The organism is Bacillus cereus group sp. BceL220, assembly GCF_051776965.1.
GTDB lineage: Bacteria > Bacillota > Bacilli > Bacillales > Bacillaceae_G > Bacillus_A > Bacillus_A cereus.
Genome location: NZ_JBPWBC010000003.1, coordinates 212,096 through 228,972, shown reverse-complemented (window position 1 = coordinate 228,972; position 16,877 = coordinate 212,096). Strand labels below are relative to the sequence as shown.

The window sequence follows — 16,877 nt, the reverse complement described above, 5'->3', positions numbered from 1 at the left end:
TTCGCAAAAAGAATTCTTCTGAAAAATATTACCGAATGTGAACGGAATGTTTGCTACTGTAACATTATTGACGTACAGGCTTCTCTACATCTTCTTTTCTATACTTTTGTTTTGTTGCTTCTCCACCTCTTAAATGACGAATAGACTTATGATAATCAAGAATTTCTTTTACTTCATTTGCGAGCTCTGGATTAATCTCTGGTAGACGTTCTGTTAAATCTTTATGGACTGTACTCTTTGATACCCCAAATTCCTTTGCAATGACACGCACTGTCTTTCTTGTCTCCACGATATACTTACCAATCTTGATAGTTCTCTCTTTGATGTAATCGTGCACACCACTCGCCTCCCTAATTTGGATGTGAGAAGGGTGAAATGAGCCTCGCTGCATACGACTAAGAAGTAAGTGTGAGTGCTGTTTGTAAGCGTTAAACATTCTTGGATTTATAATGAAATGATTCACGATTTCTCACCTCAAACACTCTCTTTGCTTTGGTTTATACCATTGTATTGCCCGCACTACTGATATATGCTACATGTTCACTATTTTTGCGGACTAAGTTAAGAAAAATTACGTTTTTTTGTGAGAAATACGTTAAAACTGACTATTATGGCCAAAAAAAATGACACCTTGTATAAAAGGCGTCATTCTTCTCGTTCCAATTCTTCTTCTAACAACTGATGGTGGGGAACCTCTTTCTTACCGGCAATATAATAATATAAAGTGAATAAAACAAACAATAAAATAATAGCAGTCGACAGAACAAACAAAAATGACACAGTATCCCCTCCCTTTTGTAATATATATTCGAGAATCTCGTCATTTTTCCTTGTTTTTACAACTTTTTTCTCGAAATTGATTATTTTTATATAAAAATAAAAAAATCAATTCTCTTGATGAGAACTGATTTTTTCACTTTCTTATTCTTGTGAAGAAGAATCGTTAGATGATTCTGTAGAACCGTTTGTTGATTTTTCTTCTTTCTTCGGTTCTTCTTTTTTGTCACTAGTTGAACCGCTTGTTGATTTCTCTTCTTTTTGAGACTTGTCTTCTGTTTTATTTTCTGGTTTCGTGCTCGTTGACTTCTCTTCTTTTTGAGATTTATCATCAGCTTTTTTACCAGAAGCATTCGTAGCCTTTGCAGCACCTGCATCAGCTTTGATTTCTGTTACTGATTTATTTAAGTAACGTTCAGGGTTCACAGCCACATTGTCTTTACGTACTTCAAAGTGAACGTGAGAGCCTGCCTCTTTATTCATTGCACTTAGACCGGATGTTCCTAATACTTCACCTTGTGCAACTCTTGCACCTTTTTCTACTTTCACACTGCCTAAGCTTTGATAAGATACCGCTACACCATTTCCGCTATCAACTGTTACAACATAACCAAGAAGTGAATCTTTTTCAGCTTTCGTTACTGTACCACTTAAAGCAGCGGCAACATTGAATTCTTTTCCATTCTTCGCAGCAATGTCAATTCCTTTGTTTGGGGAATATGTGTTGTTATAAAAGACAAGTGCTTTTTCTTGTTCCGCCTCAGTTGCTGCATCTTCATAGAATTTCTTTTGTACGACTACTTCCGCATTCGCGGCAGCTGGCATTTTCACTACTTCTGAAGATTTCGTTACTGGTACTGCTGGATCTTCCGATTGTGTATACGGTGTTGCTTGATCGTGGTTTGGAGTCTTCTTCGGATTAGCTCCTTGGAACCATAGCGCAACCATTAAGATTACCGCTGCACAAGCAATGTATAGTGCCGGAAACACCCATCTTTTTTGAAATAAATGTACTACCTTTTGCGACTTTTTATTATTTCTTCCTCGCATTCCATCATCACCTCAGCAATCATTTTGAACAATATTTACGTATCCTATACAACGTATAACTAATTACTTTTCGACAAAATTTGTAAAAATATGTATAAGAAATGTAAAATTTCCGAGGAAATGATAGAAAAAAGAAAAAACTGAGCGTTTCGGCTCAGTTTTTAGTCCATTTGTTTCTTCTTATATACGATTAAACATGCAATAAGCGCAATAATAAGCCAAACTGCAACATTTAATACATGCCCACTAATACTACTAAATCCCGCCCCACCTACTAAGCTGTTAAGTGCTTTCACAATATGAGATGTTGGAAGATATCCAATCATCGTCTTAATTACTTTATTTTCAACCATTGGCTCAAACTGTACAGCCAAATACATCGTCATTAATATCGGCATTCCAATTATTGATGTTTGTGGTACAGATGCAGCTAACAATCCAATCATTGTTCCAATCACAATAAATAGAATTGTTCCACATAAGAAAATAAATCCTAGCAATAATAGATTTCCACTGAATTGATTCAAAATAAATAAGTTCACAATACAAATGCCCAATGTCAAACATGCTGTTAATATACTTTTTCCAAGTAGAACTTCAACCGAAGATGCTGGTGATAGCATTAATACACGCAATGTATGTTTTTCTTTTTCTTCTGCAATTACCATAGATTGAACAAAGCCTGCGACAAATAGGAAGGCTGTTATAGTAGTAATGCCTAACATTTCCTTTCCCACTCCAAATCTGCTAAACAAAAATGAAAGTATAATTGGTAAAAATGCCATTAACAACACTTGTGAATTTGTCTTAAAATCTTGTACTTCTTTTCTAAAAATAGCTGATACACGTCTCATTGAAAAAGTCATTATAATCCCCTCCCAGTAACTTCAATAAAGATATCACCTAGCGTTGGTTCGTGTGAATGAATGGATAGTAATTCTCCTTTGTTCATCCATTCTGAAATACGTTTTGCACCTAATTCATCTTTTTGCACTACTTCTTTTTGTTTATCTTTTAATACGACCTCTATTTGATCCTTAGCGTATTGTAAGCGTAGGTTCTCTGGCGTATCCAGCGCTACAATTTCTCCGCCACAAAGGAAGGCAATACGGTTACAAAGCGTTTCTGCTTCATCCATGTTGTGAGTCGTTAAGAAAATTGTCGTTCCTTCTTCATTTAAGTCTTTTAAGATTTTATGAATGTTTTGTACGTTTACTGGATCGAGTGCAGATGTTGGTTCGTCTAAGAAGAGGATATCTGGTTTATGAAGGATTGCTCTTGCCAGTGTGACGCGTTGCTTCATTCCCTTTGATAGTTTCTTTACTGGTGTTTTTTTATCATCTAATAAATTTACTTGTGTTAGTACTTCATCGATTCTTTCTTTTTTACAATCGTATAAGTCACAAAATAATAATAAGTTATCATAAATGCTAAGTCTTTCATATAAGCCGCTGTTATCTGTTAAAATACCAATTCGTTTGTACTCGATGCTACTTGGTCCTGTAATATCTTTCCCTAATACTCTTACCGTTCCAACACTATGAAGCAATTGAGAAGTTAAAATTTTTACTGTTGTCGTCTTACCAGATCCACTCGGTCCGAGGAATCCGAATATCTCTCCTTGCTTCACCTCAATATTTACATTTCGAAGTGCCGTTTTTCCGTTGAAACTTTTCATTACATCTTTCATTTCAATTGCCAATGTCATTTCTTCATCCCCTTTGTTTTTCTTCTTTATAGATGAAAGTCGCTTTAGCGCTTTTCGTTCGTTTGTTTCGCTTTTCTTGACTCAATCATATGAAAAACAAAGGGTAGGCGCATTAAAATACCGGTAAAAGGAGTATTTTTACCGGTGAATGAATCGCATGTTGAGCTTATTGGAGCACTTTTATAGTCCAATAACACCTTTTAATTCATCCATTCGTCCTTTTGAAAGCGGGATTGAACTTTTTCTTTCGTCGTCTAAAATTAAGCTAAAACTGTTACGAGTCCAAGTAATCACTTCTCGCACTCTTTGTAAATTCACAAGATACGAACGATGACATCTAAAGAAACCAAAACCTGTTAATCTTGCTTCTAGTTCGCTTAATGTTAATGCACATACAAAATCCCCTTCACGAACGTGAATATGTGTCACTCCGTTTTGCGTTTCAATGAAATGGATTTCCATCGGATCAAGTAAAATGATTTTATCGTTCACTTTCGCAGGTATTCTTTCTAACTTCATTTGCGGAATTATTTGAACGACCTTCTCTTCATCGACTTTTTCTGCTTCCTCTTGTTCAATTTCTACTTTTTTCACACCATCATTGTTTAGTATATATACATCTTCCGTTAACGAAAGGGCATCCGATAGGAAAGATGACGTAATAAAAATCGCCTTTCCTTGTTCTTTCATTTTCATGATTGCTTTTCGAATAATAACCGTACTCTCTATATCTACATTTTGCTCTGGCTCTTCCAAAATAACTAAATCCGGATTATGAATCATCACTCGCCCGATATGAAGACGGCGTTTCTCTGAAAATGATAATTTTTCTATTTTAACGTTTAGTTTATCTAGGAGACCAACAGACTGCACAACTTCTTCTATACTTATCTTTGATTCATAAAGCCCTAATAAAAATTTAAAGTATTCTTTCACCTTCAAACGATCATATGCCTCATCTTTCAAAAAACAAAAACCGATGCGGGAATAATTTTTCTTTCCAATTGCTTCCCCTTCAAACAGTACATTGCCAGTCGACGCCTCTTCTTCACCAATAATGATGCGGTGTAACACTTTAGCTGTATGATTATTGCATTGCAAAACAATACATTGTCCCTTCTCCACCTCTAGCTCAATTGCCGGTAACTGGTTCGCCTTCCCTAATTGTTTCAACTCTAGTAACGCCATTTCATTTCCCCCAAATGCCTTTTTATCCTATTATATCAAACAATTAATGGAAAATTATGATATTTTAAACAGAAAAAATAGGTGCCAGAGTTCTGACACCTATTTCTTCACCATCAATTTTCCTTCATAATCATTCATCGTCTTTATTTCAACGCCTTTATAGTAATGAGCGACGATATCTGTATATTTCTTTCCTTCCGCTGCCATGCCGTTCGCCCCGTATTGACTCATACCAACGCCGTGACCGAAGCCTTTCGTCGTAACGATGATTTTATCTCCTTGTTGTTTCCACGTGAAATCAGAAGAACGTAAATCTAACTTTTCACGAACTTCTTTTCCTGTTAATGTTTTTCCTTGAAAAGCTACATCCTTTACGCGCTTTCCTTCCGTAAGGTCTTTAATGTTTCCAACCTTCCCGTCTGCTAGCACCTTCACACCGAGACGTTTTTGAAAATCAGCTACTGTAAATGTTTGCTCGCTCGTAAATTTCGGAGAAGCTTGATCCCACGGACTATCTACACTCTTTAAGTACGGATAATCATTTCCCCAGTAATCAGCCGCATTTTCTGTTCGGCCATTACTCGTTGAAAAGAAGGATGCTGAAATTGGTTTTCCATCATACGTTAAAACTTGTCCTGCTGTTTTCGAAACAGCTTCTTCGATTTTCTTCAAATTATTTTCGTAGTTATTGCCCCATTGCTTCTTCAATTCATCTTTGCTTTTGTACACTTGATCTTTCACCGTATCTGTCACGTCTGCATTATTTTTCTTTCCTCCGCTTAGCATACGTTGTACTACAAATGTTCTTGCTGCTAATGCCTGTGCCTTTAGTGCCTCTATTTCAAAACTGGCATTCATCTCAGAAGCTACTACACCGGTCACATACTCCTCCATAGGTAATGATTCTACCTTCTTTTGTTTCTCACGATATACAGCAACTTGAACCGCTGTATCTACTTTTCCTGGAGCTGGTATACTTTCTATCGCTGGAGGAGTTTTAGAGGCCGTTTCTTCCCCTACTTTCGCTTTCGCAAATGGGATAACAAGGGCTGCAGGTACAATGATAACGAGCGCTATTAAGAGCGCTACTGTAATAAAAAGTGGCTTTGAAAATTTCATCCTATTTTCCCCCAATATAAAAGCTTTACTCCATTCATTCTTATGGAACAACTCTTTCTTTTAGAACATACTTAAGGGGGAAGAGCATAAAACGGAAATTTTCTAAATATTTTTACTGGTACGTGCATAAGTATAGAATTTATTGACTATAACAGTAATAACCCAAAAAAATAGCCCCTATGTCAAAAGACATAGAGACTATTTCAATTAAGCGTGAAGATCAGAAACTTCTTGTTCTTTCACTTCTTCTACTTTTTCGTTTACACGTTCAATAGTTGCACCTAATGCAGCTAATTTCTTATGGAAATCTACATAACCACGGTCAAGATGTTTTAACTCAGTTACACGAGTATAACCTTCTGATACTAAACCAGCTAAGATTAATGCAGCTGCAGCACGTAAATCAGTTGCGCCTACTTCAGCACCTTGTAAGCTGTTTGGACCGTTCATAATAACAGAACGACCTTCAATTTTAATATCAGCATTCATACGACGGAATTCTTCAACGTGCATAAAGCGGTTTTCGAATACCGTTTCTGTAATCATGCTTGTTCCATCAGCTTGTAGTAATAATGCCATCATTTGTGATTGCATGTCTGTTGGGAAACCTGGGTGAGGCATAGTTTTAATATCAACCGCTTTTAACTTATCTGGGCCGATAACACGTACACCTTCGTTTTCCTCAATAATTTTAACACCCATTTCTTCCATTTTCGCTGTAATTGAGCGTAAATGTTCAGGTACAGCATTTTCAATTAAGATGTCTCCACCAGTAATTGCTGCTGCAACCATGAATGTTCCCGCTTCAATACGGTCAGGAATAATAGAGTGGTTTGCACCATATAATTTATCAACGCCTTCGATACGAATCGTTCCAGTTCCAGCTCCGCGTACTTTCGCTCCCATCGCATTTAAGAAGTTAGCTAAGTCAACGATTTCTGGTTCTTTCGCTGCGTTTTCAAGAATTGTTGTCCCTTTTGCTAATGTAGCTGCAGACATAATGTTTTCTGTCGCGCCTACGCTTGGGAAGTCTAAGTAGATTTTAGCTCCTTTTAGTTCTCCCTCAACATATGCCTCAACAAAACCGTTACCAACCTGTACTTTTGCTCCCATTGCTTCGAAGCCTTTTAAATGTTGGTCAATTGGACGTGAACCGATTGCACATCCACCAGGAAGTGCAATACGAGCACGACCATTACGTGCTAATAATGGTCCCATTACTTGAACAGATGCACGCATTTTACGTACATATTCAAATGGTGCTTCAATGTTTAGTTCTTTAGAAGAATCGATTGTTACTTGATTATTTTCAAATACGACTTCAGCATTTAAATGACGTAATACCTCATTAATTGTGTATACATCAGACAAAACTGGTACTTCAGATAGTACATTCTTTCCATCACTCGCTAATAGGGCTGCAGCGATTATAGGTAATACAGCATTTTTTGCGCCCTCAACACGCACTGTGCCGTTTAACCGCTTTCCGCCACGGACGATGATCTTTTCCAAATTATTCCCCTCCGTGTCCTTTTTTCAGTATCTATTCACTCAATACTCAGAAGTTATGATCGGTGTGCCAACCACAATTGTATCTTTGTTGTCTGTAGAACGTATTGCTATTTGCACATTTATTTTCTCTCTATTTGTTGAAAGAGCGTCATCCCACTTTTTATTGTATGCGGAGACTGACACAAATGCTCTTTCTTCTACTTGTTCGATCGCTCTTGCTGAAAGATCTTTCAAAACCTGATTGGTTTTATTTTGCAAAACACCTTCAATCTTATCATTCAGTACACCTTGAACACAAGTGTAAATTATAGGTTTTTCACTAAAAATTTTATTTACTTTTTGAACATACTTCGGGTCCCATTTCGCCCCACTTACTTCAAAGATAATGAAAGTGTTTTCTTTAGTATTTTCTTTACTCCAAGTTACTACTACTCGTTCTTCATGAGAAGCAAACTTTTTATAGGATGTAGCTTTATATCCATCTGGAGATTGCTCTACTTCCCACTTTTGAATATTTGCCTTGTCCTTCACATCGTTTAACAACTTTTGAAACGTATGTATATTAGAAATTGTTTTTGTTTCTCTAGCTAACCATGACCATTTTTCTACTTTAGCATCATTTTTCTCTAAAGCCTTAATCATGCTCTCCATTTTCTGTTCATCGCTTATCGGTTTCATCTCTCTATATCCAACCAAAAATAAAACAACACTAAGTGCAACAATAAGAATGGCTTTAAGCTTCAATTTCATCCCCTCCTATCCCCATTGTTAACGGAGATTTGAGGTTCTATACACTTACTTTACTAAATACGTTAAACTCTTCGAATAGCCTAAATAATCAAGGAAAAAGTTACTTACAGATGTCCCAATTGCAATTGTAATTAAGATGAGTAATACTCGCGTCTGCAGCACTTTTCCGGACTTCATTAAACGCTCAATGTGAATGCCTTGCAAAGCCCACCACGTAATGGTAATAAACAATAAATGCGAAACAATGGCAATCAGTGCTTGTTGCCCTAAAAGTTGTGCCAAAAAATCGACCCCTTTTTACTCAGCTACTACTTATGAAAGAATATAAAAACGATACCATAATAAGTAGGAACCACACTTTTTCAAATGCACATAGACATCTTACATTTTACATCGTGATTTTCTTTCAAAAAACGTATATCTACATTACAAGTTAACACAAAATAAAAAGCGCAGAGTACTGACTCCACACCTTTTATTTTCACTATTGTACCACGTTCCCTAAGAAGAAGAAATCTTTCATTAATGGAAAATATTCATAAAAGAAATTGTACCCAATCATCGGCATAATCCCTAGTATTACAATCGAAATTGCACAAAGACTCATAACCACCTTTATATTTAATGGTAACCGTATCCTCTCTTCTGTCTCTCCGGTGCGGAAAAACATTTGTTGTAAAATACGGAAATAATATACGAATGAAACAACTGTCGTACCCATCATAATCGAAGCTAGTACGTAATGTGCTGGCTCTACATGAAGCGCGCCTAAAAAGATGTTAATCTTTCCAATGAAGCCAGCCGTCCCTGGTATCCCGGCCAGCGATAAAATAAAGATTGTCATCATGATCGCTGCAAATGGTGACCTCTTATATAATCCGGTGAAAATCGTTATGTTTTCCTTATCGTTTTGTAAGATTAAGCCGTGGATAATGGCAAATGCGCCTATATTCATAAGCATGTATGCCAGCATATAAAACCACATGCTATCCAGCGTAAATGGTGATAATGCCACAAGTGGAACGAGCAAATACCCAGCATGCGCAATGCCTGAATAAGCAAATAAACGTTTTATGTTGTATTGTTTTAACGCGACTACATTCCCAACAATCATCGTAATACTTGCTAGCACCGCAATATATATACTCATATGCCCATATAAAGATTGCATATCTCCTTGTATTAATACACTTGCAAAAACCATAAGGAACAAACGAATAATGAGTAAGAACCCAGCAATTTTAGAAATCGTTCCAAGAAAAGCGGTAACAGGTGTAGTCGCTCCTTCATACACATCAGGTGCCCACATATGAAACGGCACTGTGGCAATTTTAAATGAGAGACCGACTAGCAATAAAAGAAATGCGAGTGCTAGCAATAACTGAATACCACTAGCGAGCTCCCCAGTGAGTACCTTTTGCATATCTACAATGTTAGTTGAACCTGTAATACCGTATAAATAACTCATTCCGAAGAGCGTGATCGCCGTTCCAATTCCTCCGCTAATGACATATTTCATTGCCGCTTCATTTGATGCACGGCTCTTTTTTCGTATTCCTACTAAAATATAGGAAGAAAGTGAAAGTAACTCTAAACCAACGAAAAGGGTGATAAAGTCAACACTAGAAGCCATGAACATCGCACCAAGAAGTGCCATTAAAAATAAGTAATAATATTCGCCCTTATCTTCAATCGGATTCTTCTTATCATCGCTCATTGCGATGCATAAAATGAGAGCTGAGGCGCCTAATAACAACGTTTTAAACCCTTTTGAAAATCCATCTAACACAAACGATCCATTTAAAATATCTCCAGCTGGTTCGCTATATAGCGTAATTAATGACACAATCGCTAATACGATGGCAGCAATCGCACCAAGAGCTACATATCTATGGTTCAGCTTAAAAAACAAATCACATATGGAAAGAAGGATGGCAGCCCCGAGAATAATAAATTCTGGCACCATTAGATGCCACGATAAACTAAGTAACGTATTCATATCCATCCTACTTCACCCCCAATGTTTTCAATGTATTTTGAAGCGGATCCCCTAGTATCTCTGGCATAACTCCAATTGCAATAATACAAAAGATAAGCAGTAAGACAGGGACATACTCCCATCCATGTATATCAGATTTTGCTTCCCACTCTTTCTTTCCAAATGTCACTTGAAGTGTCGCCCTTAATACATATACAGCGGTTAAAATGATGCCAATCACACCGACTGCAGCAATGACGGGCTCTCCTTGAAATAAACCGAGAAAGGCAAGAAATTCGCTAACAAACCCAGACATCCCTGGTAATCCAAGCGATGCCATTCCTCCTGCTAAGAAGAAGCCGCTAAGTACTGGGACACTTTTTGCGAGTCCACCAAGCGCTGTAATGTCTGATGTTCCGAAACGTTGTTCTATAACACCGAGTAAGAAAAACAGCAAGGCTGCAATTAAACCGTGCGATACAACCTGGAATAACGCCCCTTGTGTACCCGGTGCATTAAGTGCCGCGAGCCCCATTAAAACAATTCCCATATGCGAAATACTAGAGTAAGCCAGTACTTTCCTAAAGTCCGTTTGGATGAGCGCTAAAAAGGCACCATATAATAAATTAATTACACCTAATATCGCAATTAGCGTTGCAACATCGTGAAAATATTCCGGGAATAGCCCTTTCCCGAAGCGAATAATACCGTACGCTCCAATCTTTAACAAAACACCAGCATGAAGCATAACTACAGCTGGATGCGCTTCTATGTGCACATTGACCATCCAGCGGTGCAACGGAAAAACAGGTAGTTTAATTGCAAAGGCAATCATTATGGCGATAAATACGCCAAGCTGCAAGCTACTTGGGATGACGAGTTCTCCTTCTGCACTTACGCTTCTTAATATCTCTTTTAGCTCCACAATATTTGTTGTACCTGTTTTCGCGAACAAAATTGAAAAAACAATGAGCAAAATAGCTGAGCCAATACCGTTATATATTAAATAACTATACGCAGCCTTTTCGCTCGACAATTTTCCCCACTTCCCAATCAATAAGAACATTGGTGGCAACGTAATTTCAAAGAAGATAAAAAACAACATTAAGTTTTGAGCAGCAAAGACGCCGAGCATCCCTATTTCTAGCATGAGTAACAGCATATAAAATGCTTTTAAATTTCTTTTAATAGAAAAGGCTGCAATTGCTGCGAGCATCGCTAGAAGAGCTGTCAGCACCATCATAACAAGCGACAAACCATCAATACCGAGCTCGTAATAAATAGAAAACCACCTTTTATCCACCGCTGTAAAATCCCCGAACTTAATCCATTTCACCTTTTCATCAAATAGTGACAAACTCTTTCCAGAAGCATATGTACAAGCGAGGACGATAGCGATTCCAAATGGAAGTGCCGTCCCAAATAAGCCAAGCGCCCGCACTGTACGCAATTCCTTTTTCGGTGTTAGTACAAGCAATAAAATTCCTAAAAGCGGGGAAAAAATGAAGAACGTTAACAACAAATCATTCATCGTAAATCCCCTCCTGTATAGAGCAAAATAATAACGAGTACAGCGAGCGAAACCGCCGTTACGGTACCGTACACTTGTACATTCCCGTTTTGAAGTTTCGATCCAAGATTACTTGTGCCTTTAACTACGCTTCCAATTAAAACTGCAATTCCCTCGACTACATACACTTCAAATAAGCGAAGCACATGAGCGATTCCTTTCGTAATAGGGATCACCGTCATGTTGTATAGTTCATCCACATAATATTTTTTTTTCAAAAGATTATAAAGCGAGGTTTCCGTACCCCCAGCCCAATCTCTAGAAATTGATTTCTTGCCATATATGAAATATGCAAGAGCGATTCCCGCAAATGAAACGAGCGTCGCAACAATCATAATCCAAACTGGCCCATGCGCTTCTTCAACCTTAAACCCTACATCTTTCGTCAACCAATCTCCGAGAAACGTACCAAACCATGGTGTATTTATATATCCTGCCACTACTGCGAGAACGCCGAGAACAATCATTGGATACGTCATAACGCGGGGCGACTCATGCACATCTTCCTTCGTCTTCGTTTCTCCGGTAAAGACAAGAAAGTATAGGCGGAACATATAAAACGCTGTCAAAAACGCCGCAATTACTGCTAAAGTAAATAAAACGTAATTGCCATTCATCCAAGTCGCCGCTAAAATTTCATCTTTGCTGAAAAAACCGGAAAGGAGCGGAACACCGCTAATGGCAAGGGTACCTATTAGAAATAGCGTACCAGTTACTTTCATCTTCTTCTGTAAACCGCCCATTTTATTAATGTTTTGCGTATGCACTGCATGAATTACACTTCCTGCTGCCAAAAATAGTAGTGCTTTAAAAAAAGCATGTGTCGTTAAATGGAAGACACCGGCTACATAACCTGCAGAACCTAACGCAAGCATCATATATCCAAGCTGGCTAACTGTAGAATAAGCAAGTACTCTCTTTATATCTGTTTGCACGAGACCGATAGAGGCCGCAAAGATTGCAGTGAAAGCTCCAACGATAGCCACGGTCTGCATCGCCACTGTACTTGCTGAAAATAGAGGGAACATCGTCGCTACTAAATATACACCAGCTGCGACCATCGTCGCCGCGTGAATAAGTGCTGAAACGGGCGTTGGCCCCTCCATTGCATCTGGCAACCACGTATGAAGCGGGAACTGACCTGATTTCCCCATCGCCCCGATAAAAATTAATATCGCCGTTATTGTAATCATATAAGGAGGTAGATCCCCTGTATAAATCGCCCTAAATATTGCGTCATATTCAAAACTACCTGCGTACCAAAAAATTAAAATCATCCCGATAAATAAACCAACATCTCCAATACGGGTCATAATAAAAGCCTTTTTTGCAGCAGCCTTCGCTTCTTCTTTAAAGAAATAAAAACCGATAAGTAAAAATGAGCCAAGGCCAACTAATTCCCAAAATATATAAAGCTGTAATAAATTTGTTGATATAACAAGCCCTAACATCGCAAATGTAAAGAGTCCTAAATATGCGTAAAAGGTTGGTAATCGTTCATCACCTTTCATATAACCTTTCGAATACACATGTACAAGCAGACTCACAAGCGTAACGATAAATAACATTAAAGCTCCTAATGCAGTCACCTCAAAGCCGAATGATATATCCACATCTCCAGCTCTAAGCCACACCCACTTATGCTTCACGCTTGCTTCTGAAAACCTTTCTATTAACACAAGTACCGCAAGTATAAAGGAGAGAAAGACGAAAAAAATACTAAGTACGCTGCTTCCTTCTCTAATTTTCTTCCCGAATATAATAAGTAACAAAAACGAAACGAGTGGGAAAAGCGGTATGAGCCATGCATAATCGATCATTGTTTCCTTCCCCCTTTTTCGGTCACAATGCTATCCTTTGAGCGTATCCATTTCATCCACCTGAACTGTCGTACGATTACGATATAAAGCAATTAAAATAGCGAGTCCTACTGCCGCTTCTGCTGCCGCTACAGCCATCGTAAACAGTGAGAAAATTTGACCTGTTAAATTCGGAAATAAGCCTAATTTACTAAACGCCACTAAGTTTAAATTGGCAGCATTTAGCATTAATTCGATACAAACTAATACGATTACTGTATTCCGCTTTGTTAAAGCTCCAAATAGACCGATGCAAAACAAAATAATCGCAAGTGTTAAATATGCAGAAGCCGGAACGCTACTCATTGGAATCCTCCTCTTTCTCGTCCTTTTTCGCAAGTATAATCGCGCCAACGAGTGCTACAAGTAAAATAACTGAAGTTAGTTCAAATGGAATAATATATTTTGAATAGAGAAGCGTACCGATTTGAAGTGTGTTGTTTTCATGGAGAGGTAAACTTCCTTGTGTGCTTTCATTTGCAAAATCAACATTATTAACAGCGAAATACATAACCGCTCCAAATGCTACAACTGCAAAGAAGATAATCCATTTTCGAAGAGTAAGACGCGATTCATTTTCCGCGTTATGTTTCGTTAACATAATGCCGAAAATCATAATAATTGTGATTGCACCAGAGTAAAGTAAAATTTGTGCAACGCCTATAAATTCAGCTGATAAAAGAAAATACAAACCTGCAATGCTGAGAAATGTCAGAACGAGAGCTAGCATCATGTGCATAACTTTCGTTAAGTTCAACATAAGAACACCGCCGATAATTGCAGACAAGGATAGTATAAAGAATGCTACAAACTCGCCATTCATGCCTTATTCTCCTTCCTGACGTTTTCGTCGTTTTCGTCAAGCCACTGCAAATTTTTAAATAAGTCATCACGTGAATATTCCGCGAGTTCAAAGTTATTTGTCATGACAATTGCCTCTGTCGGGCAAACTTCTGTACATAAATCACAAAGAATACAAATTTCAAAATTAATATCATACGTGTCGATAATTTTTCCTTTTTTCGTAGGATCTGGATGTTTCTTTCCTGTTAGCTGAATACAGTCTGTCGGACAAATGTTAGAGCATTGATTACAAACAATACATTTCTCCGGATAAAATTTTTGAATCCCCCGAAAACGGTCTGGCAACGGCAACGGCTGATTTGGATAATCATACGTTACCTTCTTCTTGCTCAAATTACTTAATGTATATTTTAATCCTTTAAATAGTCCTTTCATCTCTTACTGGCACCCCCCTCATAGATTAGAAGAATAACTCCTTAATCAATGCCGTTAAGAAAATATTTGCAAGTGCAATCGGCAATAATACTTTCCATCCAAACTCCATTAACTGGTCACCTCTTATACGTGGGAACGTGACGCGGAACCAAATTAATAGAAAGACTACACTGCTAAATTTCAAAGCAAACCATACGGCACCTGGGATAAATCCAAGAAACATGACTGGATTCCATCCGCCTAAAAAGAGCACTGTAATTAACGATGCCATCCCGAAGAAATATACGTACTCTGAAAGCATGAAAAACGCCCAGCGAAAACCTGAGTATTCCGTATGATATCCAGAAACAAGTTCTGACTCCGCTTCTGGCAAATCGAATGGTGTCCTATTTAACTCTGCCACTGCTGCGATTAAGAAAACAACGAAGCCAATTGGCTGTACGAAAATGTACCAAACCTTCTCCTGCGCTGCTACAATCTCATTTAAATTCAGGCTACCAGCTAGCAAAACGATACCAATTACACTCATTACGAGCGGAATCTCATAAGAAATCATTTGCGCTGCCGCACGCATCCCTCCTAAAAGGGAATATTTATTATTTGATGCCCATCCCCCAGTTACAACACCTATCGTCGTAATACCGGAAACAGCAATATAATAAAGTAGCCCGACTCCAATATCTGCAAATTGAAATTTATCAGTGAACGGGATAACTGCAAGCACCATAAATGCTGGCGCAAATGCAATGACAGGTGCTAATATAAACAGCGGTTTATCTGCTGCTTTCGGAATACTATCTTCTTTCAATAATAGTTTTAAAACATCAGCTACCGTTTGCAGTAAACCGAATCGGCCTCCAACCTGGTTTGGTCCAATCCGCCCTTGCATAAACCCCATCACTTTCCGTTCTGCCAAAATTCCATATGTAACGAAGCCAAGGACTGCAAATAGTAGAAGCACCGCTAATCCGAAAAAAATGAAGAAATTCGTCCAGCTTGAAGGTGATTGTAAGAGCGTCTCAATCATTAGCCATCAACCTCCCCAAGTACAATATCAACTCCACCTAAAATCGTAATTAAATTAGCGATGTTTTCACCTTTTAATAACTTCGGTAAAATTTGCAAGTTATAAAAAGATGGTCTACGAAACTTCAAACGGTACGGCTCTTTCTTTCCATCACTTGCGATATAACAACCAATCTCTCCGCGCGGCGATTCTATACGTACGAACGCTTCTCCCTTAGGTGCCTTAATAATTTTCGGTACTTTTGCCAGCACAGCTCCATCTTTCGGGAACTGTTGAACCGCTTGCTCAACAATCTTTAAAGACTCCTCGATTTCTTGCATTCGGCAAACGTAGCGATCCCAAGCATCTCCCACGCTTCCAACAGGAATATCAAAATCAAAACGATCATAAATTGAATACGGCTCATCTTTGCGAAGATCCCAGTTTACCCCGGTGCACCGCAAATTTGCTCCGCTTAAAGAATACGAGATCGCTTCTTCCGCGCTATATATACCAACGCCTTTTACACGATTTAAGAAAATCTCATTACCGCTAACAAGATCATGATAACCTGCTAATTGCTCCCTCATATACGGAACAAACTCTTCCACCTTTTCAATCCAACCATCTGGCGCATCCCACTTCACACCGCCAACTCTCATATAGTTAAAAGTAAGCCGTGCCCCACATAATTCATTTAATAAATTTATAATCATCTCTCGTTCACGAAACGCATACAGAAACGGGCTGACCGCTCCTATATCAAGAAGATTCGTCCCCCACCAAACGAGATGGCTCGCAATTCTTCCTAGCTCCATCGCAAGTACTCGCAAGTATTCGGCACGCTCTGGAATTTCAAGTCCCATCATCGTCTCTACAGCATGGCAAATGACGTAATTATTCGTCATGGCTGATAAATAGTCCATTCGATCTGTATAAGGAATAATTTGCGTATACTGTAAGCTCTCAGCAATCTTTTCCGTCCCGCGATGCAAATACCCAATAACCGGTGTAGCTTCTTTAATAATTTCCCCGTCAATCTTAATTACGAGCCTGAACACACCATGTGTACTCGGATGCTGAGGTCCTACATTCAAAAGCATCTCTTCCGTGCGGATCAT

18 protein-coding genes are annotated in these 16,877 nt (G+C 38.4%); all 18 read right to left on the bottom strand.

All coding sequences use genetic code 11. The features are described from left to right. Positions 1 to 64: 64 nt before the first annotated feature. Complete coding sequence (spoIIID, locus tag ACS2FK_RS10205; RefSeq protein WP_000544012.1) at positions 65 to 337, bottom strand: sporulation transcriptional regulator SpoIIID; 273 nt, start codon at positions 335 to 337, stop codon at positions 65 to 67. A 308-nt stretch (positions 338 to 645) separates the two neighbouring features. Next, the gene (locus tag ACS2FK_RS10200; RefSeq protein WP_000008903.1) at positions 646 to 780 is read right to left on the bottom strand and encodes a hypothetical protein; all 135 of its coding nucleotides are present in this window, start codon (positions 778 to 780) and stop codon (positions 646 to 648) included. Positions 781 to 921: 141 nt separating this feature from the next. Then, a complete protein-coding gene (locus ACS2FK_RS10195; protein ID WP_001214922.1) occupies positions 922 to 1,827 on the bottom strand; it encodes a M23 family metallopeptidase in 906 nt (301 codons plus the stop codon). Between the two features lie 161 nt (positions 1,828 to 1,988). After that, positions 1,989 to 2,693 carry an ABC transporter permease gene (locus ACS2FK_RS10190; RefSeq protein WP_063549149.1) on the bottom strand — a complete coding sequence of 235 codons (705 nt, stop codon included), beginning with the start codon at positions 2,691 to 2,693 and terminating at the stop codon, positions 1,989 to 1,991. Continuing rightward, a complete protein-coding gene (locus ACS2FK_RS10185; RefSeq protein WP_063549151.1) occupies positions 2,693 to 3,535 on the bottom strand; it encodes an ABC transporter ATP-binding protein in 843 nt (280 codons plus the stop codon). Before ACS2FK_RS10185 ends, ACS2FK_RS10190 begins: the two co-directional genes overlap by 1 nt. A 180-nt stretch (positions 3,536 to 3,715) precedes the next feature. After that, positions 3,716 to 4,723, bottom strand: coding sequence for a LytTR family transcriptional regulator DNA-binding domain-containing protein (locus ACS2FK_RS10180; RefSeq protein WP_053563319.1), 1,008 nt, complete (start codon positions 4,721 to 4,723; stop codon positions 3,716 to 3,718). A gap of 99 nt (positions 4,724 to 4,822) precedes the next feature. After that, positions 4,823 to 5,842 carry a stage II sporulation protein D gene (gene spoIID / locus ACS2FK_RS10175; protein WP_000672651.1) on the bottom strand — a complete coding sequence of 340 codons (1,020 nt, stop codon included), beginning with the start codon at positions 5,840 to 5,842 and terminating at the stop codon, positions 4,823 to 4,825. A gap of 207 nt (positions 5,843 to 6,049) precedes the next feature. Beyond that, positions 6,050 to 7,354, bottom strand: a complete 1,305-nt coding sequence (murA, locus tag ACS2FK_RS10170) for a UDP-N-acetylglucosamine 1-carboxyvinyltransferase (protein WP_000411275.1) — start codon at positions 7,352 to 7,354, stop codon at positions 6,050 to 6,052. Between the two features lie 39 nt (positions 7,355 to 7,393). Continuing rightward, positions 7,394 to 8,098 carry a YwmB family TATA-box binding protein gene (locus ACS2FK_RS10165; protein ID WP_000767913.1) on the bottom strand — a complete coding sequence of 235 codons (705 nt, stop codon included), beginning with the start codon at positions 8,096 to 8,098 and terminating at the stop codon, positions 7,394 to 7,396. A gap of 51 nt (positions 8,099 to 8,149) precedes the next feature. Continuing rightward, positions 8,150 to 8,386, bottom strand: a complete 237-nt coding sequence (locus ACS2FK_RS10160) for a DUF1146 family protein (RefSeq protein ID WP_000057889.1) — start codon at positions 8,384 to 8,386, stop codon at positions 8,150 to 8,152. 202 nt (positions 8,387 to 8,588) lie between these two features. Further along, a complete protein-coding gene (gene nuoN / locus ACS2FK_RS10155; protein WP_063549388.1) occupies positions 8,589 to 10,103 on the bottom strand; it encodes an NADH-quinone oxidoreductase subunit NuoN in 1,515 nt (504 codons plus the stop codon). A gap of 7 nt (positions 10,104 to 10,110) precedes the next feature. After that, positions 10,111 to 11,613: an NADH-quinone oxidoreductase subunit M gene (locus ACS2FK_RS10150; protein WP_063549153.1), complete on the bottom strand. Its 1,503-nt coding sequence runs from the start codon at positions 11,611 to 11,613 to the stop codon at positions 10,111 to 10,113. Next, positions 11,610 to 13,472 (bottom strand): NADH-quinone oxidoreductase subunit L, encoded by a 1,863-nt coding sequence (gene nuoL, locus ACS2FK_RS10145; protein ID WP_063549155.1) that lies wholly within the window; start codon positions 13,470 to 13,472, stop codon positions 11,610 to 11,612. The genes ACS2FK_RS10150 and nuoL overlap by 4 nt, the downstream gene beginning before the upstream one ends. Before the next feature lie 30 nt (positions 13,473 to 13,502). Further along, complete coding sequence (nuoK, locus tag ACS2FK_RS10140) at positions 13,503 to 13,817, bottom strand: NADH-quinone oxidoreductase subunit NuoK (RefSeq protein ID WP_000100079.1); 315 nt, start codon at positions 13,815 to 13,817, stop codon at positions 13,503 to 13,505. Next, entirely contained in the window at positions 13,810 to 14,334 is a 525-nt protein-coding gene (locus ACS2FK_RS10135) for an NADH-quinone oxidoreductase subunit J (RefSeq protein WP_001012812.1), read from the bottom strand. Before ACS2FK_RS10135 ends, nuoK begins: the two co-directional genes overlap by 8 nt. Then, complete coding sequence (nuoI, locus tag ACS2FK_RS10130) at positions 14,331 to 14,750, bottom strand: NADH-quinone oxidoreductase subunit NuoI (RefSeq protein WP_000677191.1); 420 nt, start codon at positions 14,748 to 14,750, stop codon at positions 14,331 to 14,333. The genes ACS2FK_RS10135 and nuoI overlap by 4 nt, the downstream gene beginning before the upstream one ends. A gap of 25 nt (positions 14,751 to 14,775) precedes the next feature. After that, positions 14,776 to 15,777 carry an NADH-quinone oxidoreductase subunit NuoH gene (nuoH, locus tag ACS2FK_RS10125; protein WP_000573426.1) on the bottom strand — a complete coding sequence of 334 codons (1,002 nt, stop codon included), beginning with the start codon at positions 15,775 to 15,777 and terminating at the stop codon, positions 14,776 to 14,778. Continuing rightward, a complete protein-coding gene (gene nuoD, locus ACS2FK_RS10120) occupies positions 15,777 to 16,877 on the bottom strand; it encodes an NADH-quinone oxidoreductase subunit NuoD (protein WP_000621434.1) in 1,101 nt (366 codons plus the stop codon). Before nuoD ends, nuoH begins: the two co-directional genes overlap by 1 nt.

What these genes read in the sequence shown, in the direction of transcription:
- ACS2FK_RS10195 (WP_001214922.1), bottom strand. Translation starts at nt 1,827, where the DNA reads ATGCGAGGAAGAAATAATAAAAAGTCGCAAAAGGTAGTACATTTATTT.
- ACS2FK_RS10190 (WP_063549149.1), bottom strand. Translation starts at nt 2,693, where the DNA reads ATGACTTTTTCAATGAGACGTGTATCAGCTATTTTTAGAAAAGAAGTA.
- ACS2FK_RS10185 (WP_063549151.1), bottom strand. Translation starts at nt 3,535, where the DNA reads ATGACATTGGCAATTGAAATGAAAGATGTAATGAAAAGTTTCAACGGA.
- ACS2FK_RS10180 (WP_053563319.1), bottom strand. Translation starts at nt 4,723, where the DNA reads ATGGCGTTACTAGAGTTGAAACAATTAGGGAAGGCGAACCAGTTACCG.
- spoIID (WP_000672651.1), bottom strand. Translation starts at nt 5,842, where the DNA reads ATGAAATTTTCAAAGCCACTTTTTATTACAGTAGCGCTCTTAATAGCG.
- nuoN (WP_063549388.1), bottom strand. Translation starts at nt 10,103, where the DNA reads ATGAATACGTTACTTAGTTTATCGTGGCATCTAATGGTGCCAGAATTT.
- ACS2FK_RS10150 (WP_063549153.1), bottom strand. Translation starts at nt 11,613, where the DNA reads ATGAATGATTTGTTGTTAACGTTCTTCATTTTTTCCCCGCTTTTAGGA.
- nuoL (WP_063549155.1), bottom strand. Translation starts at nt 13,472, where the DNA reads ATGATCGATTATGCATGGCTCATACCGCTTTTCCCACTCGTTTCGTTT.
- nuoK (WP_000100079.1), bottom strand. Translation starts at nt 13,817, where the DNA reads ATGAGTAGCGTTCCGGCTTCTGCATATTTAACACTTGCGATTATTTTG.
- ACS2FK_RS10135 (WP_001012812.1), bottom strand. Translation starts at nt 14,334, where the DNA reads ATGAATGGCGAGTTTGTAGCATTCTTTATACTATCCTTGTCTGCAATT.
- nuoI (WP_000677191.1), bottom strand. Translation starts at nt 14,750, where the DNA reads ATGAAAGGACTATTTAAAGGATTAAAATATACATTAAGTAATTTGAGC.
- nuoH (WP_000573426.1), bottom strand. Translation starts at nt 15,777, where the DNA reads ATGATTGAGACGCTCTTACAATCACCTTCAAGCTGGACGAATTTCTTC.
- nuoD (WP_000621434.1), bottom strand. Translation starts at nt 16,877, where the DNA reads ATGATCCGCACGGAAGAGATGCTTTTGAATGTAGGACCTCAGCATCCG.